Origin of the sequence: Palleronia sp. LCG004 (assembly GCF_032931615.1) — a bacterium.
GTDB lineage: Bacteria > Pseudomonadota > Alphaproteobacteria > Rhodobacterales > Rhodobacteraceae > Palleronia.
This window is the reverse complement of the sequence record NZ_CP136759.1, coordinates 1,623,311-1,643,334: the sequence shown is the minus strand read 5'-3', so window position 1 is coordinate 1,643,334 and position 20,024 is coordinate 1,623,311. Positions and strand designations below refer to the sequence as shown.

Here is a 20,024-nt window from a genome sequence, read left to right as displayed (position 1 = left end):
ACGTATAATTCGGGCGAGAGGTGCAGGATATGATCAGGCGTTTCCGCCAGTCGGGCCCTGAGGAGACCGAGGCCAGGGGCTTTGACGCCTTCGACCTCCGTCTGGGCGACGTCATGCGCGGTGAGCGTGCGACCTTGGGCAAATCCCTTCTGGACGTTCAGCGCGAGCTGAAGATCAAGGCGACCTACATCGCCGCGATCGAGAATGCCGATCCGTCGGCCTTCGAGACGCCCGGTTTCATCGCGGGCTATGTTCGATCATACGCCCGCTATCTCGAGATGGATCCGGACTGGGCCTTCAAGGCCTTCTGCATCGAAAGCAATTTCCAGACCGCCCACGGGATGAGCGAGGCGGCCTCGTCCAAACGACGCGACGCGGCCACGCCTCAGCACGCCCGCGACCCGTTCCTCGATTCGCCCCTGGGGCTCGTGCCGAAGGGCGACAGCTTCCTTTCCCGGATCGAGCCGAGCGCCATCGGATCGGTTTGCGTGCTTCTGGGGCTCATCGGGCTCATTGGCTATGGCGGGTATGCCGTGCTGAACGAGATCCAGAAGGTTCAGGTCGTCCCCGTCGATCAGGCCCCCCAGGTCGTCGCCGATATCGATCCGCTCGACAGCGCGCGCCCCATCGCCCCCGAAGAGGGTGAGGAGGGGGACGCCATCGCGTCGGCAACGTCCGAGAATTTCGATCGCATCTATCGGCCTCAGGCGCTCGACGTGCCGGTGATGGTCGCGCGTGACGGGCCGATCGCCAATCTCGATCCCTCCGAGCTCAGCGCCTTCGGCGGTCCGGGCCCGGTCCTTCCCGATACCATCGCCCGGACCGAGAGGCAGGAAACACGCCCCGACACGGTCGCCCGTGCCGAGCCAGCCTCCGACGTCGCGACCCTTCCCGAGGTCCAGCCGTCCGGCGTGCAGGTCGTGGCGGATTCCGTTCCCGAGGTCGTGCTCATGGCCGTGCGGCCATCCTGGGTGCGGGTCCGGTCTGCCGACGGGACGACCATCTACGAGCAGATCATGCAGGAGGGCGACACCTTCACTCTCCCCGCGACCGAGGAGCCCGCGACGCTGCGTACGGGCGAATCGGGGGCACTCTACTTCGCGATCAACGGCACTCCCTATGGCCCTGCCGGGAGCGCCGGCCAGATCACCAGCAATCTGGCGCTTAGCGCCGACAATCTCACCGAAACCTATCGGACGGCGGATCTCGAATCCGACCGTGCGCTCGAACGGGTCGTCGCCGAACTCATCGAAGCGCGGATGCCGCGCGCCGCGCCGCGCGGAGAGGCCGATCGCTAAGACGATCTGCCCGGTTGGCATGGCGCCCTACAAGGCTTAGGTCTGGTCCCGCGCATAGTCTCGGAGCCGCCTCATGTCGCTGAACGCCGTTCGCCCCTGGAAGAACATCTATCGTCGGAAGTCCCGGCAGATCATGGTCGGAAACGTGCCCGTCGGCGGTGACGCCCCGATCGCGGTCCAGACGATGACGAACACCGATTCGGGCGATGCGCGCGCGACGCTGAACCAGGTGATCGAATGCGCCGAGGCCGGTGCCGATATCGTCCGCGTCTCCTGTCCCGACGAGGCGGCGACCGCAGCCCTCAAGACGATCTGCCGCGAAAGCCCGGTTCCGATCGTCGCGGACATCCATTTCCACTACAAACGCGCGATCGAGGCCGCCGAGGCCGGTGCAGGATGCCTTCGGATCAATCCCGGCAATATCGGCGACGAAAAGCGCGTCCGCGAGGTCATCTCCGCCGCGCGCGATCACGGCTGTTCGATCCGAATCGGCGTCAATGCCGGCAGCCTCGAGCGTGATCTGCTCGAGAAGTATGGGGAGCCTTGCCCCGAAGCGATGGTCGAATCCGCCCTCGACCATATCAAGATCCTCGAGGACAACGATTTCCACGAGTTCAAGATCAGCGTGAAGGCAAGCGACGTGTTCCTCAGCGCCGCCGCCTATCAGGGGATCGCCGACGCCACCGATGCACCGATCCACCTCGGCATCACCGAAGCCGGGAGCCTCAATGCGGGAACGGTAAAATCGGCCGTGGGGCTCGGCAATCTTCTCTGGATGGGCATCGGAGACACCCTCCGCGTGAGCCTGTCCGCAGATCCGGTGGAGGAGGTCCGCGTCGGCTACGAGATCCTCAAGTCGCTGGGCCTCAGGCATCGCGGCGTCAACATCATCTCCTGTCCGAGCTGCGCGCGTCAGGGCTTCGACGTCATCAAGACCGTCGAGATCCTCGAGGAGCGGCTCGCCCACATCAAGACGCCCATGAGCCTTTCGATCATCGGCTGCGTCGTGAACGGACCCGGCGAGGCTCTGATGACCGATGTCGGCTTCACCGGCGGCGGTGCGGGTCGCGGAATGGTCTATCTCGCCGGACAGAAAAGCCATGCATTGTCGAACGACCGGATGATCGACCACATCGTCGAGCAGGTCGAGGAACGCGCCGCCCGGATCGAGGCCGAAACCGCGCCCGAGGCGGCCGAATAGGGACCTTTGCTGTCGACAGGTCCGTTCGCGATTTGTATCCATGATCATGGTTCCGCGATCCGAGAAACTCCCCCGCTTTGCCGAATTCTTCTGCGGGGGCGGCATGGTTCGCGCCGGACTTCCGGGGTGGGAATGTGCCTTCGCGAACGATATCGATCCCATGAAATGCACCGCCTACCGCGAGAATTTCGGCGGTGACGCGCTGATCGAGGGCGACATCGCCCATGTGTCCGACGACGCGCTGCAACAGCGGATCGACCTCTACTGGGCCTCGAGCCCCTGTCAGGATTTCAGCCTTGCGGGCAAGGGCGCTGGCCTGGAAGGTGCGCGAAGCGGCGTGTTCGGGACCTGGATTTCCCGCATCGCACCGTTGATCGCGGCGGGTCACGCACCGAAGATCATCGCATTCGAGAATGTGACCGGGCTCGTCACCCGGCGGGAAGGGCGCGATTTCCTGTCGGTCGTGAGCGACCTCCAGAGGCTCGGCTATCTGGTCGGTGCGCTTTCGATCGACGCGGCGCGGTTCGTGCCGCAAAGCCGCCCGCGTCTCTTCGTGATCTGCATCCGCGAGGATGCGGTTCCTCCGGACCTCGCGGGTGCCGAGCCGTCCGAGCCGTTCCACACGCCGGCCTTGCGCCGCTTTCGGGAACGCCACGCCGCCGAGATCGGTGACAGATGGCGCTGGTGGTCGCTCCCCGAGCCAACCGAACCGCGCCGCGAGCTGGTCGATTGCGTCGAATGGACCGGCCCGCATCGCTGGCTTTCGGAGCCCGAGATCCAGCATCTCCTCGGAATGATGTCGCCCCCGAGCCGTGACCGCGTCACCGCGGCGCGTCGGTCAGGCGAGCCGCGGATCGGCATGCTTTATCGCCGTGGTCGCCCTGATGCCGAAGGCCGTATACGCCAGCGGGCCGAGGTCAGGTTCGACGGCCTTGCCGGCTGTCTGCGCACGCCATCCGGCGGCTCGTCCCGCCAGACGATGCTGCTGATCGATGGCGATGAAACGCGCGCGAGGCTTTTGAGCGCGCGCGAGGCGATTCGCCTGATGGGCCTCGGCGACGGATACCGCATTCCGGAGCGGTACAACGCGGCCTACAAGGTGGCCGGTGACGGCGTCGTCGCGCCGATCGTGACCTATCTCGATCGCCACCTCTTCCAGCCCGTTCTGGCGCGGACCCGCGCCGTCATCGCGGCATGAGCGACGTACAGCGTTTCAGGTCCGATGCGCTGGCGCGGCTGACGAACCGCATCGGCGTCTATGCGCTTTGCGATCTGGACGCGCGGCCGATCTATGTCGGGCAAAGCGTGGACGGCATCCGAACGCGGGTGCGCCGGCACCTGACCTCGGCCAGGTCGGACATCATCGCGAACCGGCAGATCGATGTCTGGGAGATCGGCTTCGTCTGGGCCTGGCCATGCGACGACGTCGCACAGATCGGACCGCTGGAGAATGCGATCTACGTCCATTTCGACGACGATCTTCCCCTGATGAACGGAAAGACGCTGGAAACGGGGCTTTTCGACCGAAGCCCCGACTGGCCCGAACGGCAATCGGTGCAGGTGATCGACGATGCGACCCTCACGTCCCGTCGCGACCCTTCGCAAAGGCTACCGCGCCAGATCGAACAGTACAGGATCCTCGTCGACTACATCCTGAACGTCAAGGAAGCGCCGCATCTGCGGCGCTCGCTCAACGCGCATTTCGAACGCATGGTGCGGTATCACCGCGACTTTCTATGAGTCCTGCCGTTCGGCGGCCAGCGTCTCGACATCCTTGAACTTGATCGATTCGCCGCAGCCGCAGGCATCTTCCACGTTCGGATTTCGGAACTTGAAGCCCGATTCCAGCAGCGACACCTCGTAATCGATCTCGGTTCCGAAGAGGAACATCTGAGCCATCGGCGCGATCAGCACCCGTGCTCCGCCCTGTTCCACGACCTCGTCGTTCGGGTCGACTTCGGACACGTAATCCATGGTGTATTCCATGCCCGCGCAGCCGCCCTTCTTCACGCCGATCCTAAGGCCCTGATGCCCGTCGCGGGACATCAGCTTGTTGATCTGACGCTCTGCGGCATCGGTGATGGTGACTGCCTGCTTGCCGGGGATGGCGAACATGGGGAGATCCTTTTCCGCGTTCCTGACTGCCAAGCTAAGGATCATGCGGCCCTCTCTCAAGAGGGGGATGCGGGCGGCCGCCGCCCGCATCCATGTCCGTTTCGGCTCAGAGGCCGTAGCAATTGGCGTAGTAGGTCACCGTCGCCGGCCAGTCGGAGAAGACGCCCACGACGCCTACATCCTGGGCCAGCACGTGCAGCGCCTCGTAATAGTCGGCATCGCTGTCGATCACGTCGTTGACCGATTCGAAATACCAGCCGCCGCCCTCGGCGAGCGGACCCGAGCGTTCCAGCGTCCAGGCGATCAGCTCGAGCCCGGCTTCCTTGGCGGCAATCGCATAATCCGACGGTGCCATCTCACCGTTCTCGACCGTCAGCATCATGTTGATCGACGGGGCGAGATAGGTGACGCCCTGCTCCGAAAGTTGGGCGAAATCTTCCTGCCAGGTCGACGGATCCTGCTCGTCGAAGCCATCGGTCCATTCGACGAGGAACACGGCCTGTTCGCCGAATTCCGGCTCGTTCTCGATCCAGTACAGCACGTCGTCGAGCAGGAAGCTCTGCGGCCAGACACGGGACGGATCGATTTCGGCCGCCTTGTATTCGTCGATCAGCTTCTGTGCGTAATCGCCCTGGCTGAAGCCCTCGAACGGCATGTCAACGACCGGCGTCTTGAGCTCGGGCGTGAACTGCGCGCCGTAAGAATCGAACAACTCGATCGATTCCGCATGCGTCATGAGGTGCGTGCCGTCGGCGTAGAGCGTGGTGCGCCAGGGTGCGACGCCGCCCTGATACTCCTCGGCCGTGGTCGCCGCGGCGTCGAAGCTGTCCATCTTCGGCTCGAGCGTGCGGAACTCTTCGAGCGTGATGTCGGAGGTGCGGCATTCGGCCGACGCATCGCTGTCGCCCTCGGCGGGCGTGAAGCCCTGCGTGCATTCCGAGGCGAGGTCGGTCAGCAGGATGTTCGTCGTCGTATGAAGGTCGTTCTGCGCATGGCGGCAGACGAGCTCGAGATCCTCGGTGAATGCCACGTCGCATTCGAGGACACCCGCGCCCTGGCTTGCGGCTGCGCGGTTCGACTCGACCGTATGTTCGGGAAACATCAGCGGCGCGCCGCGATGCCCGATCGAGAACGCGGTCCGTTCGGGCGTCTGTCCCTCGCAGGACATGAGCTGGTCCTTCAGCTCTCCGTCGGGCAGCTTCTCGATCAGATAGGCCGGACGCTGACCGTAGGAGAGGGACGGATCCCCCGCGTTATCCTGTGCCGCGACGGGCAGGGCGACCATCATGGCCGCAATGCCGAGGGGGACGTTTATCCGCATTGGAACGTGCCTTCATCAAGTGAATATCACGTTCCATCTGCGCATGGATTGTAACGGCGACGCAATGCCCGTGTGACGTTTCCGCGACGCGGGTCACTCGCCTACATGAAGCCGAGTTCGAGCCGCGCCTCGTCCGACATCATGTCCATGCCCCAGGGCGGCTCCCAGGTAAGCTCGACATCGACATGCTTGACGCCTGCAAGCGGTTCGATCGCCTCTGCGACCCAGCCGGGCATCTCGCCCGCCACGGGGCAGCCCGGAGCGGTCAGCGTCATGATGACGTGAACCTCGTTCTCCTCGTTGATCAGGATCGTGTAGACGAGGCCGAGATCGTAGATGTTGACCGGGATCTCGGGGTCGTAGACGCTCCGGCAGGCCTCGACCACCTGCTCGTGCAGGGGGTGGTCCGTGGACGAGGGGCGGATCAGCGGCGCGCCTTCCGTCTGCGGCTCGGTTTGGGTGCTGCTCATGGGGATCCTTCCGGGCAATCGTTCGTCACAGAGGATAAGAACTCGGGGCTGACGCGTCCAGCCCCGGGCCGCCGCGTCAGACGGCGCGGGATGCGCGGGCCTTGCGCACCGGGGTGGGGCGGACCCGCTTCTCGATCATGTCGTAAAGCGCGCCGGCAATGTCGCGCTTGCTCGCCTTCTCGACGCCTTCGAGACCCGGCGAGGAATTGACCTCGAGCACCTTCGGCCCGTCGCTCGCCCTGAGCAGATCGACGCCCGCGAAGCCCAGCCCGAAGGCCTTCGCGGCCCGCTGCGCCGTCTCGCGTTCGGTCTTGGTGATCCGGACCGCCTCGGCCGTGCCGCCGAGATGCAGGTTCGAGCGGAAATCGCCCCCCGCGCTCGTCCGCTTGATCGAGGCCACGACCCGCCCGTCCAGAACCAGACAGCGGATGTCCTCTCCCGCGGCTTCCTTCACGAAGTTCTGCACGAGGAAATTCGCGCGCAATCCGCGGAATGCGCTGATGACGGATTCGGCGGCCTTCTTCGTCTCGGCCAGCACCACGCCCTTGCCTTGCGTCGATTCCAGCAGTTTCACGATCAGCGGCGCGCTTCCCACGAGGTTCATGAGGTTCGCCGTATCCTTGGGCGACGCCGCGAAAGCGGTCGTGGGCATCCCGATCTTCTGCCGCGCGAGAACCTGATGCGCATGCAGCTTGTCGCGGGACGCCGTGATCCCGTCCGAGCCGTTGATGCACCAGGTGCCGATCGTCTCGAACTGACGGATGATCGCGGTGCCGTAGGGCGTGATCGACGCGCCGACGCGCGGGATGACGGCGTCGTAGCGCGGCAGCCGCTTGCCGTCGTAATGGATCTCGGGGCTCAGCGCGTTCAGCGTCATGTAGCAGCGCAGCGTGTCGATGACCTCGACCGTGTGGCCCCGCGTCTCTCCCTCGCTGACGAGCCGCTTCGTGGAATAGCTCATGGGTTCGCGGCTCATCACCGCGATGCGAAGCGCGCGATCGGGCGCGACCTCCCGCACCTTCGCGCTCGAATAGACGTCATAGCTCAACTGCGGCTGGCAGAACGATTCGTTGGGCATGACCACCACGTCGTCCGAGAAGGCCTGCCGCCCCAGAAGCATGCGGTACTGCATCGTGCCGCGGTCGGTCAGCGTCAGCTCCACCGGCCAGGCCTGGTCGCCCACGCTCATCTCGGTCTCGATGACGTAGCGCAGCTCGGTGTCGCCGTTGCTCGACGTCACTTCCCGGCGATCGATGATCGTGGCGGAGCAGGGAATGGCGAGTTCGGGACGCGACGGAATCGGATGCATGAGAAAGCGCACCTTGGGCTTGCCGGACGGCCCGAACGGCTCGATATCCGAGGCATGGAGCGCGCTCGTCTTGGCACCGGTATCGACCTTGGCCTTGAGCGCGGGCAGTCCCAGATCCGGAAGGCCCACCCATTCCTCCCAGCCGAGGCGCAGCGGTTCGCTCATGGGACGTCTCCTCTTCGATGTCGCGGCCCGTCTGCCACAGGCAGGTCACGGCGGAAAGGTTTCATAGGTTAACGGCGGCCCGGTCGACCGGGGCTTTCGCCGCGTCGCGAATGGCCGTAAGTGGCGCGGCATGAAAGAGTTCCGCTTCGATCTGCAGGCCACGGACGGCACCGCACGCAAGGGCGTCATCACGACCCCGCGAGGCGAGATCCGCACGCCGGCCTTCATGCCCGTCGGCACCGCCGGCACCGTCAAGGCGATGCTGCCCGAAAGCGTGCGCGAGACCGGGGCCGACATCCTGCTCGGCAACACCTATCACCTGATGCTGCGACCGACGGCCGAACGGATCGACCGGCTGGGCGGGCTGCACCGCTTCATGAACTGGGACCGGCCGATCCTGACCGACAGCGGCGGGTTCCAGGTGATGAGCCTCGCGGGTCTCAGGAAGCTCGACGAGCATGGCGTGCGCTTCAAGTCGCATATCGACGGCTCCATGCACGATCTCAGCCCCGAGCGCAGCATGGAGATCCAGCGGCTTCTCGGCAGCGACATCGTGATGTGCTTCGACGAATGTCCCGCCCTTCCGGCCTCCGAGGAGGAGGTCGCGACCTCGATGCGCCTCTCGATGCGCTGGGCGAAGCGATCGAAGGCGGCATTCGGCGACAGGCCCGGACATGCGCTCTTCGGGATCCAGCAGGGCGGCGTGACCGAACATCTGCGCGCGGAATCGGCCGAAGCGCTGCAGGAGATCGGGTTCGACGGCTACGCGGTCGGCGGTCTCGCCGTCGGCGAGGGGCAGGAAGCCATGTTCGGCGTGCTCGACTACGCGCCCGGAATGCTGCCCGAGGACAAGCCGCGATACCTCATGGGCGTGGGCAAGCCCGACGACATCGTGGGGGCGGTCAAGCGCGGCATCGACATGATGGATTGCGTCCTGCCGTCGCGATCCGGCCGCACGGGGCAGGCCTTCACGCGGGCGGGCGTCGTCAACATCAAGAACGCGCGCCATGCCGACGATCCCCGCCCGCTCGACGAGGCCTGCGGCTGTCCCGCCTGCAGTTCCTATTCGCGGGCCTACCTGCACCATGTCTTCCGCTCGGGCGAGATGATCTCGGGGATGCTGCTGACCTGGCACAACCTGCGCTATTTCCAGGACATCATGGCGGGAATGCGCGACGCCATCGCCGCGGGAACCTTCGCCCAGTGGGAGGCCGCCTTCCATGACGGCCGCGCCGCGGGCGATATCGACCCGCTCTGAGCCGAACGTCGAAAGGGCCGCCCGATGGACGGCCCTTCGCGATCTGTCGGACGATCAGGTGCGGCGGGCGCGGCGCAGGACCGCCAGACCGCCGATGCCTGCCAGAAGCAGCGGAAGCCCCGCGGGCAGCGGCACGACCGAGATCGCGTATTCGTCGACGACCTGACGGCCGAGATCGGCGTAATCGGTGAACAGCCCGTCCATTCCCATCTCGATATAGGGCGTGAACTGCGCGCGGGCCTCATCGATCGTGGTGGGGCGGAAGGTCCAGCCATGAACCTGAAGCCCCAGATCGTGCGCCGCCGTGATGAAGCCGGCCTCGAGGTTCGAACTGCCCAGCGACACGCCCACGCCGTCGGCGAAGCTCGCAAGGTAGGACAGCGAGTTGAACGTGCCCGTGGTGTAGTCCGACACACCATAGACGCCATCTTCCGAAAGCACGGCCGCCCCGAGCGCCGCGATCGCGTTGTCGATCTGCGCAAGGTCCTGCAGGCGCGCGATCTCGGCCGCCGTGTCGTGGCTGAAGGTCTGGATGAAGGTGTTGTCTTCGGGCGCGTCGAAACCGGCGGCCTTCAGCCCGTCGACGATCTGCCTGTTGAGGTTGTCAGTGCTCGGGGCCTTCGCCTCGGGGTAGAGACCGATGCGCGTGCCGGTGGTGGCATTGTGCGACGCGACGAATTCGATCACCTCGTTCCAGGTCGGCACGCGGAACGGCTCGTCCATGCTGGGGGTGAAGCCGGGATATTCGGTCGCGGCGGTGCGCGTCGGCTCGACCGTGAGGGTCCTGATCTCCTCGAGCGTGAAGTCCTTCACGCGGTATTCGCCGTTGCGCCGCTCGAAGAGCTCCTCGACATTCGTGGTCCGCGTCAGCGTCGCGTCGTGCATCGCGACGACATGGCCGTCCGACGTCTCCTGCAGGTCGGGCTCCACGATGTCGGCCCCCATGCGGATCGCGAGCTCGTAGGCCCCGAGCGTGTGTTCGGGCAGATAGCCGCTCGCACCGCGATGGGCGATGACGATGGGGGCCTCGCCCGAAAGCGTGTCGAAGGTCGCGGCGAGAATGGGGGTCGCGGCTGCGACCGTCGCGGCGGCGGCGAGTGCGGATAGGCGAAGCATTGCGGATATGTCCTTTGAAACGTTCGAAAGGCCGACCGAAGCCGGTCCCGTGCGACCCTGCCCGGCAGGCGCGACGCTTTCGTCAAGGAATTGTGAAGAGCTTGTGACGTATTCACGCCTCCGTGCCCGTCATCGACCCGCGCAGGAGGGCTCGTCGGTTGAAGCGCCCCGCTGCGCCGCCTAAATCTACGCCCATGAGGAGGATCGACACGTCGCCGCCACGGGGCGAACGATCCTTGCCAAGAAGGATACCGAAATGACCGAGAACTCCTATCCAGTCCTGCCGCTGCGCGACATCGTGGTCTTTCCCCACATGATCGTGCCGCTCTTCGTCGGCCGCGAGAAATCCGTCCGCGCCCTCGAAGAGGTGATGGCCGACGACAAGCAGATCCTGCTGGCGAGCCAGATCGACCCCGGTCTCGACGACCCCGACGAGAACGGGATCTACCGCATCGGCGTGCTCGCGAATGTCCTCCAGCTGCTGAAGCTGCCCGACGGAACGGTGAAGGTTCTCGTCGAGGGACGGTCGCGCGTGAAGATCGCCGACTACATCCCGAACGAGCGTTTCTTCGAGGCCCGCGCGGCCGATCTCTCCGAGACGCCCGGCGACGAGGACATCGTCGCGGCCCTCCTGCGCTCCGTCGCGGAGGAGTTCGAGCGCTATTCCAAGGTCAAGAAGAACATCCCCGAAGAGGCGATGTCGGCCGTCGGCGAGACGACCGATCCTGCCAAACTCGCCGATCTGGTCGCGGGTCATCTGGGCGTCGACGTCGCCCAGAAGCAGGGCGTGCTCGAAACCCTCGACGTGGGCGAGCGGCTCGAGAAGGTCTACGGCATGATGCAGGGCGAAATGTCCGTCCTGCAGGTCGAGAAGAAGATCAAGGGCCGCGTCAAGAGCCAGATGGAGCGCACCCAGCGCGAATACTATCTGAACGAGCAGATGAAGGCGATCCAGAAGGAGCTGGGTGACGGCGAGGACGGTGCCGGCGAGGTGGCCGAGCTTGAGCGCCGCATCGCCGAGACGAAGTTCTCGAAAGAGGCGCGCGAGAAGGCCGAGGCCGAGCTGAAGAAGCTCAAGAACATGTCGCCCATGTCGGCCGAAGCGACCGTGGTGCGCAACTATCTCGACTGGATGCTGTCGATCCCGTGGGGCACGAAGTCCCGCGTCAAGAAGGATCTCGGCCGCGCGCAGCGTGTGCTCGACGACGACCACTATTCGCTCGAAAAGGTGAAGGAGCGGATCGTCGAGTATCTCGCCGTTCAGCAGCGCTCGAAAAAGCTCAAGGGGCCGATCATGTGCCTCGTGGGCCCTCCGGGCGTGGGCAAGACCTCCCTCGGCAAGTCGGTCGCCAAGGCCACGGGACGCGAGTTCATCCGCATCTCGCTCGGCGGCGTGCGTGACGAAAGCGAGATCCGCGGTCACCGCCGGACCTATATCGGCTCCATGCCCGGCAAGATCATCCAGGCGCTGAAGAAGGCCAAGACCACGAACCCGCTCATCCTGCTCGACGAGATCGACAAGATGGGACAGGACTTCCGCGGCGATCCGGCCTCCGCCATGCTCGAGGTGCTCGACCCCGAACAGAACGCGACGTTCTCCGACCACTATCTCGAGGTCGAGTACGACCTCTCGAACGTCATGTTCCTGACGACGGCGAACTCCTACAACATGCCGGGTCCGCTTCTCGACCGGATGGAGATCATCCCCCTCGCAGGCTACACCGAGGACGAGAAGGCCCAGATCGCCCGTCGTCACCTGCTGTCGAAGCAGGTCAAGAACCACGGCCTGAAGAAGGACGAGTTCGAGGTCACCGACGACGCCATGACGGCGATCATCCGCACCTATACCCGCGAGGCGGGCGTGCGGAACCTTGAGCGCGAGCTCGCCAAACTGGCCCGCAAGGCCACGACGCAGATCGTCAAGAAGGAGGCCGAGAAGGTCGTCGTCACCGAGGACAATCTCTCCGATTTCCTCGGGGTGCCCAAGCATCGCTACGGCCTTGCCGAGGAAGAGGACCAGATCGGTGTCGTCACGGGGCTTGCCTATACCTCCGTCGGGGGGGAGCTCCTGTCGATCGAGGCGCTGCGCCTTCCGGGCAAGGGCCGGATGAAGACGACCGGCAAGCTGGGCGACGTGATGAAGGAATCGATCGACGCGGCGTCGAGCTACGTTCGGTCGATTGCGCCAAGGATCGGGGTGAAACCGCCGAAATTCGACACGATGGACATCCACGTCCACGTGCCGGACGGTGCCACGCCGAAGGACGGTCCGTCCGCGGGCCTCGCCATGGTCACGTCGATCGTGTCGGTCCTGACGCAGATCCCGGTCCGCAAGGACATCGCCATGACGGGCGAGGTCAGCCTGCGCGGCAACGCCATGCCCATCGGCGGCCTGAAGGAAAAGCTGCTCGCGGCGCTTCGGGGCGGGATCAAGACGGTCCTCATCCCCGAGGAGAACGAGAAGGATCTGGCCGACATCCCCGACAACGTGAAGGAGGGGCTGCAGATCGTCCCGGTCAAGCACGTCTCAGAGGTCCTGAAGCACGCGCTCGTCCGCGAGCCGCAGCCCATCGAATGGGACGAGGCGGACCAGGAAGCGGCCGATGCCAAGGCCCGGATCTCGGCACAGCAGGATCCGGCGGCTCCGGTCACGCACTGATCGGCTGAACGCTGGCCGGCGCGCCCCTCGACGGGGGCGCGCCGCGCAGGTTTTTTCGGCTCCCGCACCGTTGCGCAGGTCTTGCGGAACGGTGCGTCGGACGCTAAGGAACCGCCCAACGGGTGATTAGCTCAGTGGTAGAGCGCTTCGTTCACATCGAAGATGTCAGGAGTTCAAATCTCTTATCACCCACCATTCAACCTCTTGTTTCGCATTAGATAATTTGGTCCTGTGAGGGATTTTGCGAAGTAGGTTGCGGTTCCGCGAACTTATGCGCGACGAATCGAGCTAAAATCCAATAGGTTCGTGGCGTCTTGCATGTGGTGGGGCAGGTACCGCGCATAGACTTTCTGCGTCACCGCGGTCGATGAATGGCCCAAGACTTGGGAGACTTTCTCGATCGGCGTTCCTTGCGACAGCATTGTGACGGCTGCGGTGTGGCGCAGGTCATGGATCCGAAGATCCCCGATCCCCGCGCGGCGTGCTGCCGCCTTAAAGCCGGTTCGGATGCACTTCACCTGATGGCCAGCGTATTCGATGACATAGTCAGTAAGGGCTGCATCATACGCAGCTGTAAGCGCAGCGCGTGTCGAGCCGTTCATAGGGACAACTGCGCGACCCTTCCTGGTCGTGCTGTCGGGCAGGCGTAGATTGATCACGCCAGTCTCAAGGTTCACCCGGTCCCATGTCAGGTCAAGGATAGCGCCGACCCGGGCAGCCGTACCAAGCAGCAGTACAATCGCCAGCCGCATGTGCGGATCACGCGTTCCTTCGATCAGAGCGCGAGCTTCCCCTCGATCAAGGATACGGAAATCATGGTCTGGCTTCTGTGGTCGCCAGATCTTTGTGTCGGCCTCGATCAGCTTCGAGGCGTAGGCGAACTTGATCGCGCTCGATAGATGTCCGAGTTCTGTCCAGACGGTTCCCTGGGAGATGCCTTTTGCACCACGCTGGGCCGCATAGTCGCGGCACATCTGTCGAGTAATGGCGGAGGGCTCGTAGGCTCCGAAGAACGGCAAAACTGCCTTGCCGGTATACCCCATCGTCTTTGCGGTTGGCCGCGATCCTAGATCTTCACGGTAGATCTCCCAGATCTCGGCGACCGTTTGGCCTGAAGGTTGCGCGGCTAAGGTGGCAGACCGGAAAACCCTTAACGCCTCAGGCTCCGCTTCCTTTCGGGTGCGTGCCTCAAGCTGACGCCGTGTTCGTTTGCCGGTGACTGGATCGGTCCAGTAGACGCAGAACCCGCCTCTGAGGCGTCCGATGTTAATTTCGGGCATTCATAATCCTCTACAGCATCAACCGGGATGCGGATCATGCGTCCGACCCGGAATCCACGCAACTGCCCGCTCCTGACGAGCTGGCGGACTGTTTCTGCTGAGCATTGCCAGCGATTGGCCAAGATTTCAGGCGTGAGAGGGCGAGCAGCTGGCATTTCAATCTCCACCACACCAATCGGCGTTCTGGGATGCCTTTGCGAGGCCAGCTGCCATAAGCGGTCCTCGCACGTCTTGGCCATCGCTGCCGTAAAGGACACCGAGATCTCGTCCGAAGCCGCCACCGCCTCGCTTTAGGATCACGGCTTTACCTGGCATCAGGCTCCGTACGAGATCCGTCGCCTGCTTGCCCAACTTGGCTTCCGTCTCGCAATTGGGCCGCCACGTCTCTGGCGTGTCGAATGCCACGTCGCCCTCGCCAGTAAGCCGGATGTTCGGACCCTCGGTCCGCACGGTGTCGCCGTCGATGATCATGTCAGCAGTGACACGGATCGTGTCGGGATCGGTTTCGGCGTCTTGGCAGGCAGCGAGAGCCAAGAAGGCGATGACGACGAAGCGGATCAGCATGTTGGGTCCTTTAAATTACGATAGAGGTCAGGAAAGCCCTCGCCAATTTCGGATTGGGCGGCGAACTTTAAGCCATGCCTAATGCTTCGAGGTACAGTTCGAGGACGGCTTGCTCTTCGGCAATATCGTCCTTGTCACGCTTCCTTAGCGCTATGACCTTCCGCATCACCTTAGTGTCGTAGCCCCGGCCCTTGGCTTCGGCCATGACTTCCTTCTGGGCCTCGGCGATGTCCTGCTTTTCGAGCGCGAGGCGTTCGTATCGTTCGATGAACTGACGAAGCTCGTCACCGGCAACGCGATAGGTGTTATTGCGAACCTCGCGATCGGCGTCGGTTTCCTTCATGCGCCGAGCATTATCGTCGTCAAACACGACCTGATCCTTCTAGGGAGCTAGACGACTGACCGGCGAGACTGGTGAGGGGAGAAGGCCCGCCGGTCTGGTCCGCACATTTAAAAGACTGTCCGCGGACGGTCGGCAGTGGGTTGGATGACAGGGCCCGCGTCATCGCTTCGAGTCGGGCGATGTCGCAGGTCTCGCCGCGTTCGGCCTTAAGTGTTCGCCATGCGAGGGCGCGCAGTGTTGCCCGGTGGCCGCGTTCGGGCGTGGTGATGATTGCCAGAGCGTTAGCGGTAAGGCTGCTGCTGAGGTGTCGAATGATGGCCGTAGGGGTAAATTTCGTCATCGCGCACTCCAATTTCTATGGAGTACGTAATCCATCTAAAATGGAAAAGCTACCTCATAATCCATAATTTATGGATCAATAAGCTTGGGTGGGCGTGCGATGGCAAGTTTTATGCCGAAGTATCCCTCATCCGAATCAAGCTCTGACTTGCTCCAGCCGCCCGAAACGCGGGCTTTCACACGCATGTCGCCGGTGCGGTCGGTGATTGCAGAGCGAAGCGCTACCGCGTCTTTTCGCGACAGAAACCCGACCTGTTTGCGGTGGATGAGTACAGCAACAGCGTTCTCATCGTGCTCATTCTTGTCATCGAGGCGGAGGACGGCGTCTACAATTGTCCCATGGCCGCCCTCGATCTTACCGCCGACTGCAGCCTCGATGTTCTCTTGATAGTAGCTGGTGCCGGCAACGGGGCAGTTGAAGCCTGTGGTGGTCTTCAGTCTGGGCTTTCTGCGACGGAAAAAGCGAAGCATAGAAAATCCTTCTCAGCTTGGACCGATTGCGCTATCGTTCCACTTATGTTCTCGTTCACTTTGTGCTTAGTCATGCCTGTTTTGAAGTGCGCCCGCGGGGCCGGTCTCGACCTGAATTGGATTTGCGATCCCATTCATTCGCTGCGGCAGGCAAGGCTTCGAAGAGCGCGTTCTGAACGTCGCCAGGCAGCTGCGCATAATCGCCGTAGATCATGAAGTTGAAGTCAATTCGATGGGATCGGTGAAGCTCCAGCATCACCGGCCGGTTTGGGAATGACAAACCTCGCTCCATATTGCTGTAGGCTGTCGGACTGACCCCACATCGTCCCGCCAGCTCACCACTCGCTAGCCCCGTGACCTTTCGCGCGGCAATGAGCCGGACCGCACAAGCAGAGAGGCCAGCATCTGCGCGCCTAGCAAGCGCATCTTTGGTCATGAAGTCCATTCTAAGAGGCTACGCGCTCATCGTGCCCATTTAAACTTCCTCGCGATGGATGTTGACTTTCCATAAAATATGGAAAAAGGTCTGATGCATGTGCGGTATCCGACAAATGATAGATACGATCGGACGTGAGAACCTTGGCGCGAAGCTCGGGGTTGGCCGAAAGGCCATTAGCAACGCAGTCGTCAAGGGTCAGCTTCCGGCAAAGTGGTATCTCGTCGTCAAACACGAGTGTGCGAGGATCGGCCTGCCATGCAGTCCCGATCAGTTCTCGTTCCTGCCGGCAACGGCAGCCAATGTCGTCGGACTTGAAGACGTTGTTCATCCAACCTCTCAAATGACAACGGGCGCTGCATGAGTGCCGCGCCCGCTCCTTCCTCCGCTGTTTCTACAGATGGTCTGCACAACCATCACAGTAGGGGCGAGCCGATGAAGTTTCCTTCCAATTCGACAGACGCGGCCCGTGACGCGGGCACATTCTTTATTCGCATGCTTTGGCGCGCATTTCCTGCACCATCCGAGCATGCGCTCGCCGCACGGGCCGCACCCGTGCTGGACGTGTCAGAACGACAGGTCCGCAACTGGCTGCGCGGGACGCATACGCCGCGTGCCGATTACCTGCTGGCCGTAATGGCGATCGCCGGGGCCGAGGTCGTGATCAGAAAGATCGAGGGGGATTGATGCGGTGGTGGTGGCATATCCGCGGGCGTCTTTGTCAAGCGCGGGCCAGAATGGCTCGCCGCAAGGCATGCGCTCACGAAGAACGCGCGGAAGTTTTCTTCCGGCTTGCACGGGGCGCGCAGTGATGCGGTGCGGTCCGGAACCTTCGGCGCGGATGCTCGCGCTCGTGATTGTCGCTGCGGGCATGACGTGGTGCGTCTGCTTCGCCTGGGCGCTGGTTGTATGGGTCGTTCCGCTATGAGCGCGCGGGCAACCCGGTTTCTCATTTGGCGCGCAGGCCAGTCAGTCCGCTGGGATTGCACCGCTGCCGAGATCGCGTCGGAGCTGCAGCTTTCCGCTTCGCACGTGCGTCACGTCTGCAGGACCGCCCGGTGGCCTATCCGGTTCGAGCGAGCCGAGGACATTGACCGCTTTGCGACAGATCACGCGATGCGCGCGCACTCGCCTCAGCAGCTGGGGGCGGCATGACGCCGGACGAGATCGACATGCGGATACTGCGCGCGGTTGCTCGCGGTCTGAGTTCGCCGATGCGCGACCGGGTCGCGCGGCTGCTGGGCATTCTGCCGCCGGACTCTGGCGAGAAGGGTGGGGTCTCATGAGCGGTCGGAGCGCACCGTCAGGTCTCGCCACATTCGGGATGCCCTCCGACCTCGACCCGTTCCGAGCGCTTTGGTGTGCCGTGCTTCTCGAGTCATTGCGCGAGGCACTGGGAATGGGAGCAAACACTCGTGTCAGTCCGTGGGCCGAACATTGGCCGGGATCACGCGACTTTCACGAGGTCTGTGACTTAGCCGGCTTCCAGCCCGATCGAGTGATGGCCTTTTACCGCCAGTGCGAGGCCGATTCGGCATACGCGCGCGAACGGCTTTCGATCCAGCGACCGCAGGCTGTGAAGCCAAATCCTCGGAGCCGAGCATGAGCCAAAAGCTTGAGGCTCTCGCTGGCGGCTTGATGACGGTCGATGATCTGCCGGAATACCCGATGGAAGTCGATGCGCGCCTGACGAGCCATTTTTGGTTCACATTTCACCATGATCGGTTTCTCAACAGCCGGTTCCGTCTGCTAGCCGATCCAGAGGTCCGCGCATATGGCATCGATCTCTGGTGCTTTGCGCAAAAGCAGACGCCGGTCGGAACGCTTCCCGATGACGACGCCGAACTTGCGGCACTTCTCGGGCTCGACCTCCGTACCTGGCAAGGTCTCAGGGCGCGAGAGATCTCTCCATTATACAAGTGGCACCGTTGCCTCTGCGGCAATCAGGTACGCTTGATGCACGAGACCGTCTTAGAGGTCGTGGTTGATGCGATGGAGCGACGCGATCGCAACAAGCTGGCCGCGACGAAGGGGGCGGAGCGGAAGCGACAGGCACGGTTGTCCGATGCGATCCGCAAGGCTGGCGGGTCGCGGCGCATGGCCGAGGATCCGGGCGTTTTGGAGCGCCTCGACACCTGGCTGCGCGAGTACTGCGACCCGCGAGGCAATCGGACTATTGAGTGGGTCAAGCGTGCGATGGAAGTCGATGCGAGTAAGGATCACGGCCCAATGAACTGACAGGAAATGAATATTTCTGTCCTGCGGACAGTCCTAACCCAAACCGGGACGGAATGGGACAGTCCGCTTTCAGGCCAATTCTGTCCGCGTCGACAATGACAAGGACAAGAACATGACAATACAGGTTCCGGTCCCGCCCAGAGTTCGTGGTCGCCGGTGCTTGCAAGCTTAGCAGGCTGAGAAAGGAGCGATTGCGATGGACAGCAAAGAGCAGGGCGAAGGCGAGCGGAACGTCCGCAAGCTGCTGATCGAACCGCTGAAGCGACGGGGCCTCGCCAAGCCGTCGAGCCTGACCCGGGCCGAGTTCGATGCAATGGTCGAGGATCTCTGCGCGCGGCTGGCCTACATGAGCGACACGAGCCTTGCCGCCCTCGAAGAGCAGGTCGCTGCTAATCCCGGCGGGAAGGACAAGGATCGCATGCCGATCGCCAACCTTATCCTTGGCTGGGCCGGGCAGATCGAGCCGCCGGGCGACGGGGCCTCGCCGCTGATCCGGGCCGTGTTCGCGCACGATCTTGGGCGTCGGTCTATCGAAGAGGGGTGGTCGGTCGAGTTGCTTGCCGAGGTCAGGCGCGGGCGGCGCTGGCCCACGCCGTTCGTCGTCGGGAAGGTGCGCGATGCCGGAACGGCCGAGGCGCGCAAGCTCGAAAGCCTCGACATGCGGCAGGCGCGCGACGGGACCTTGCCCCCTGCGGATGCCCGGTGGCGGTCCGAGCGGCATGACGCGTTGCGCAAGTGTGCAACTATCGCGGAGTTGGGGGGCTGATCATGGCACGTCACGAAAAGTTCGCGCCCGTCGACTGGTATGCCGTCCGCATGCGCCCGCCGCGCGCGTCCCGGCGCAAGGTCCGCGCTGGCTGCATCTTTGAGACCTATCGAGCACGGGACGGATCCCGGCGACAGCGCGCAGTGCCTCAGACCGGTCGCGAGGAATTCGTGCACGAGATGCTGTTGCGCAGGGCGGGCTTCGAGGTCTTCGTTCCGGCCGATCGCGTGTGGCGGCGTCCGAACCGGTTCAGCGAGAAGGTCCTTGTCGCGAACCCGCTGTTGACGGGATGGATGTTCGTCGGATCGCGGGGCGGCATGGAGTGGGGGAAGCTGGTCGAGATCGGCGTGGTCGATATCATGGGCTCGGCCGGCAGACCCATGCGCGTGCCCGAGCGCGAGATCGTGGACCTGATGAACCGCTTCGGTGGTGGACGGCTGGCACCGGAGGCGCATCGCTACATGCGCAGCTATTCCGAGTTCGGTGAGGGAGACGAGGCGCGTGTCGCGGTCGGACCGCTCGACGGACTCGACGTGCGGGTCGTGTCGGTCGGCGGGCCGTCGGTGCGCGTGCTGATATCGCTGCTCGGCCGCGAGCAGGAGGTCGAGATGCCAGCCCATCATTTGGAGAGGCGCGCTTGACCGTGCGACTCACGCTCTGCTAGAGCCGATGCAG

Annotated in this window: 22 protein-coding genes and 1 tRNA gene; 12 read left to right on the top strand and 11 right to left on the bottom strand. The window is 63.6% G+C overall.

Annotation, left to right across the window (positions count from 1 at the left end; genetic code table 11):
• The first annotated feature begins 29 nt into the window (after positions 1-29).
• The 4 genes from RVY76_RS07890 to RVY76_RS07875 all read left to right on the top strand — a co-directional run bounded on the left by RVY76_RS07890 (position 30) and on the right by RVY76_RS07875 (position 4,239).
• Complete coding sequence (locus RVY76_RS07890) at positions 30-1,298, top strand: helix-turn-helix domain-containing protein (protein WP_317373336.1); 1,269 nt, start codon at positions 30-32, stop codon at positions 1,296-1,298.
• A gap of 73 nt (positions 1,299-1,371) precedes the next feature.
• A complete protein-coding gene (gene ispG, locus RVY76_RS07885; RefSeq protein ID WP_317373335.1) occupies positions 1,372-2,499 on the top strand; it encodes a flavodoxin-dependent (E)-4-hydroxy-3-methylbut-2-enyl-diphosphate synthase in 1,128 nt (375 codons plus the stop codon).
• 40 nt (positions 2,500-2,539) lie between these two features.
• Positions 2,540-3,697 carry a DNA cytosine methyltransferase gene (locus RVY76_RS07880; protein ID WP_317373334.1) on the top strand — a complete coding sequence of 386 codons (1,158 nt, stop codon included), beginning with the start codon at positions 2,540-2,542 and terminating at the stop codon, positions 3,695-3,697.
• On the top strand, positions 3,694-4,239 hold the full coding sequence (locus tag RVY76_RS07875) for a GIY-YIG nuclease family protein (protein WP_317373333.1): 546 nt from the start codon (positions 3,694-3,696) through the stop codon (positions 4,237-4,239). Before RVY76_RS07880 ends, RVY76_RS07875 begins: the two co-directional genes overlap by 4 nt.
• On the opposite strand, the gene RVY76_RS07870 is transcribed toward RVY76_RS07875, so the two are convergent.
• The 4 genes from RVY76_RS07870 to rimK all read right to left on the bottom strand — a co-directional run bounded on the left by RVY76_RS07870 (position 4,234) and on the right by rimK (position 7,879).
• Positions 4,234-4,614, bottom strand: coding sequence for an iron-sulfur cluster assembly accessory protein (locus RVY76_RS07870; RefSeq protein WP_317373332.1), 381 nt, complete (start codon positions 4,612-4,614; stop codon positions 4,234-4,236). The two genes, RVY76_RS07875 and RVY76_RS07870, sit on opposite strands and share 6 nt — an antisense overlap.
• Before the next feature lie 106 nt (positions 4,615-4,720).
• Positions 4,721-5,899 carry a glycerophosphodiester phosphodiesterase family protein gene (locus RVY76_RS07865; RefSeq protein WP_410796024.1) on the bottom strand — a complete coding sequence of 393 codons (1,179 nt, stop codon included), beginning with the start codon at positions 5,897-5,899 and terminating at the stop codon, positions 4,721-4,723.
• A 137-nt stretch (positions 5,900-6,036) separates the two neighbouring features.
• Entirely contained in the window at positions 6,037-6,405 is a 369-nt protein-coding gene (locus RVY76_RS07860; protein ID WP_317373331.1) for an SUF system Fe-S cluster assembly protein, read from the bottom strand.
• 76 nt (positions 6,406-6,481) lie between these two features.
• Positions 6,482-7,879 (bottom strand): 30S ribosomal protein S6--L-glutamate ligase, encoded by a 1,398-nt coding sequence (rimK, locus tag RVY76_RS07855; protein WP_317373330.1) that lies wholly within the window; start codon positions 7,877-7,879, stop codon positions 6,482-6,484.
• Positions 7,880-8,009: 130 nt separating this feature from the next.
• Between rimK and tgt the strand changes: the two genes are divergently transcribed.
• Positions 8,010-9,137 (top strand): tRNA guanosine(34) transglycosylase Tgt, encoded by a 1,128-nt coding sequence (tgt, locus tag RVY76_RS07850; RefSeq protein ID WP_317373329.1) that lies wholly within the window; start codon positions 8,010-8,012, stop codon positions 9,135-9,137.
• A 54-nt stretch (positions 9,138-9,191) separates the two neighbouring features.
• On the opposite strand, the gene RVY76_RS07845 is transcribed toward tgt, so the two are convergent.
• The gene (locus tag RVY76_RS07845; RefSeq protein WP_317373328.1) at positions 9,192-10,253 is read right to left on the bottom strand and encodes a glycerophosphodiester phosphodiesterase family protein; all 1,062 of its coding nucleotides are present in this window, start codon (positions 10,251-10,253) and stop codon (positions 9,192-9,194) included.
• 256 nt (positions 10,254-10,509) lie between these two features.
• Between RVY76_RS07845 and lon the strand changes: the two genes are divergently transcribed.
• Both lon and RVY76_RS07835 read left to right on the top strand, forming a co-directional pair.
• Positions 10,510-12,912 carry an endopeptidase La gene (gene lon / locus RVY76_RS07840; protein WP_317373327.1) on the top strand — a complete coding sequence of 801 codons (2,403 nt, stop codon included), beginning with the start codon at positions 10,510-10,512 and terminating at the stop codon, positions 12,910-12,912.
• A gap of 120 nt (positions 12,913-13,032) precedes the next feature.
• A tRNA-Val gene (locus RVY76_RS07835) sits at positions 13,033-13,107 on the top strand.
• 74 nt (positions 13,108-13,181) lie between these two features.
• On the opposite strand, the gene RVY76_RS07830 is transcribed toward RVY76_RS07835, so the two are convergent.
• The 6 genes from RVY76_RS07830 to RVY76_RS07810 all read right to left on the bottom strand — a co-directional run bounded on the left by RVY76_RS07830 (position 13,182) and on the right by RVY76_RS07810 (position 16,345).
• Positions 13,182-13,955 (bottom strand): tyrosine-type recombinase/integrase, encoded by a 774-nt coding sequence (locus tag RVY76_RS07830; RefSeq protein ID WP_410795981.1) that lies wholly within the window; start codon positions 13,953-13,955, stop codon positions 13,182-13,184.
• A gap of 107 nt (positions 13,956-14,062) precedes the next feature.
• Positions 14,063-14,347, bottom strand: coding sequence for a helix-turn-helix domain-containing protein (locus RVY76_RS18700; RefSeq protein WP_410795980.1), 285 nt, complete (start codon positions 14,345-14,347; stop codon positions 14,063-14,065).
• A gap of 1 nt (position 14,348) precedes the next feature.
• Positions 14,349-14,756 (bottom strand): hypothetical protein, encoded by a 408-nt coding sequence (locus tag RVY76_RS07825; protein WP_317373325.1) that lies wholly within the window; start codon positions 14,754-14,756, stop codon positions 14,349-14,351.
• A gap of 67 nt (positions 14,757-14,823) precedes the next feature.
• Positions 14,824-15,099 (bottom strand): DUF2312 domain-containing protein, encoded by a 276-nt coding sequence (locus RVY76_RS07820; RefSeq protein WP_317376731.1) that lies wholly within the window; start codon positions 15,097-15,099, stop codon positions 14,824-14,826.
• 408 nt (positions 15,100-15,507) lie between these two features.
• Positions 15,508-15,909 (bottom strand): HIRAN domain-containing protein, encoded by a 402-nt coding sequence (locus RVY76_RS07815; protein WP_317373324.1) that lies wholly within the window; start codon positions 15,907-15,909, stop codon positions 15,508-15,510.
• Between the two features lie 70 nt (positions 15,910-15,979).
• On the bottom strand, positions 15,980-16,345 hold the full coding sequence (locus tag RVY76_RS07810) for a helix-turn-helix transcriptional regulator (RefSeq protein WP_317373323.1): 366 nt from the start codon (positions 16,343-16,345) through the stop codon (positions 15,980-15,982).
• A gap of 360 nt (positions 16,346-16,705) precedes the next feature.
• Between RVY76_RS07810 and RVY76_RS07805 the strand changes: the two genes are divergently transcribed.
• The 5 genes from RVY76_RS07805 to RVY76_RS07785 all read left to right on the top strand — a co-directional run bounded on the left by RVY76_RS07805 (position 16,706) and on the right by RVY76_RS07785 (position 19,990).
• Entirely contained in the window at positions 16,706-17,032 is a 327-nt protein-coding gene (locus RVY76_RS07805) for a hypothetical protein (protein WP_317373322.1), read from the top strand.
• A 464-nt stretch (positions 17,033-17,496) separates the two neighbouring features.
• Positions 17,497-17,631 carry a hypothetical protein gene (locus tag RVY76_RS07800; protein ID WP_317373321.1) on the top strand — a complete coding sequence of 45 codons (135 nt, stop codon included), beginning with the start codon at positions 17,497-17,499 and terminating at the stop codon, positions 17,629-17,631.
• A gap of 352 nt (positions 17,632-17,983) precedes the next feature.
• The gene (locus tag RVY76_RS07795) at positions 17,984-18,583 is read left to right on the top strand and encodes a hypothetical protein (RefSeq protein WP_317373320.1); all 600 of its coding nucleotides are present in this window, start codon (positions 17,984-17,986) and stop codon (positions 18,581-18,583) included.
• 196 nt (positions 18,584-18,779) lie between these two features.
• Entirely contained in the window at positions 18,780-19,349 is a 570-nt protein-coding gene (locus RVY76_RS07790) for a hypothetical protein (protein ID WP_317373319.1), read from the top strand.
• A 2-nt stretch (positions 19,350-19,351) separates the two neighbouring features.
• Positions 19,352-19,990, top strand: coding sequence for a transcription termination/antitermination protein NusG (locus RVY76_RS07785; protein WP_317373318.1), 639 nt, complete (start codon positions 19,352-19,354; stop codon positions 19,988-19,990).
• The last annotated feature ends 34 nt before the right edge of the window (positions 19,991-20,024 follow it).

Excerpts from the sequence above, each read along its gene's own strand:
- RVY76_RS07860 (WP_317373331.1), bottom strand. The coding sequence starts at position 6,405 with ATGAGCAGCACCCAAACCGAGCCGCAGACGGAAGGCGCGCCGCTGATC.
- rimK (WP_317373330.1), bottom strand. The coding sequence starts at position 7,879 with ATGAGCGAACCGCTGCGCCTCGGCTGGGAGGAATGGGTGGGCCTTCCG.
- RVY76_RS07890 (WP_317373336.1), top strand. The coding sequence starts at position 30 with ATGATCAGGCGTTTCCGCCAGTCGGGCCCTGAGGAGACCGAGGCCAGG.
- lon (WP_317373327.1), top strand. The coding sequence starts at position 10,510 with ATGACCGAGAACTCCTATCCAGTCCTGCCGCTGCGCGACATCGTGGTC.
- RVY76_RS07845 (WP_317373328.1), bottom strand. The coding sequence starts at position 10,253 with ATGCTTCGCCTATCCGCACTCGCCGCCGCCGCGACGGTCGCAGCCGCG.
- tgt (WP_317373329.1), top strand. The coding sequence starts at position 8,010 with ATGAAAGAGTTCCGCTTCGATCTGCAGGCCACGGACGGCACCGCACGC.
- RVY76_RS18700 (WP_410795980.1), bottom strand. The coding sequence starts at position 14,347 with ATGCCAGCTGCTCGCCCTCTCACGCCTGAAATCTTGGCCAATCGCTGG.
- RVY76_RS07790 (WP_317373319.1), top strand. The coding sequence starts at position 18,780 with ATGGACAGCAAAGAGCAGGGCGAAGGCGAGCGGAACGTCCGCAAGCTG.
- RVY76_RS07800 (WP_317373321.1), top strand. The coding sequence starts at position 17,497 with ATGACGCCGGACGAGATCGACATGCGGATACTGCGCGCGGTTGCTCGC.
- RVY76_RS07805 (WP_317373322.1), top strand. The coding sequence starts at position 16,706 with ATGAGTGCCGCGCCCGCTCCTTCCTCCGCTGTTTCTACAGATGGTCTG.
- RVY76_RS07785 (WP_317373318.1), top strand. The coding sequence starts at position 19,352 with ATGGCACGTCACGAAAAGTTCGCGCCCGTCGACTGGTATGCCGTCCGC.
- RVY76_RS07825 (WP_317373325.1), bottom strand. The coding sequence starts at position 14,756 with ATGCTGATCCGCTTCGTCGTCATCGCCTTCTTGGCTCTCGCTGCCTGC.
- RVY76_RS07795 (WP_317373320.1), top strand. The coding sequence starts at position 17,984 with ATGACGGTCGATGATCTGCCGGAATACCCGATGGAAGTCGATGCGCGC.
- RVY76_RS07820 (WP_317376731.1), bottom strand. The coding sequence starts at position 15,099 with ATGAAGGAAACCGACGCCGATCGCGAGGTTCGCAATAACACCTATCGC.
- RVY76_RS07870 (WP_317373332.1), bottom strand. The coding sequence starts at position 4,614 with ATGTTCGCCATCCCCGGCAAGCAGGCAGTCACCATCACCGATGCCGCA.
- RVY76_RS07865 (WP_410796024.1), bottom strand. The coding sequence starts at position 5,899 with ATGGTCGCCCTGCCCGTCGCGGCACAGGATAACGCGGGGGATCCGTCC.
- RVY76_RS07875 (WP_317373333.1), top strand. The coding sequence starts at position 3,694 with ATGAGCGACGTACAGCGTTTCAGGTCCGATGCGCTGGCGCGGCTGACG.
- RVY76_RS07810 (WP_317373323.1), bottom strand. The coding sequence starts at position 16,345 with ATGACCAAAGATGCGCTTGCTAGGCGCGCAGATGCTGGCCTCTCTGCT.
- RVY76_RS07830 (WP_410795981.1), bottom strand. The coding sequence starts at position 13,955 with ATGGGGTATACCGGCAAGGCAGTTTTGCCGTTCTTCGGAGCCTACGAG.
- ispG (WP_317373335.1), top strand. The coding sequence starts at position 1,372 with ATGTCGCTGAACGCCGTTCGCCCCTGGAAGAACATCTATCGTCGGAAG.
- RVY76_RS07815 (WP_317373324.1), bottom strand. The coding sequence starts at position 15,909 with ATGCTTCGCTTTTTCCGTCGCAGAAAGCCCAGACTGAAGACCACCACA.
- RVY76_RS07880 (WP_317373334.1), top strand. The coding sequence starts at position 2,540 with ATGATCATGGTTCCGCGATCCGAGAAACTCCCCCGCTTTGCCGAATTC.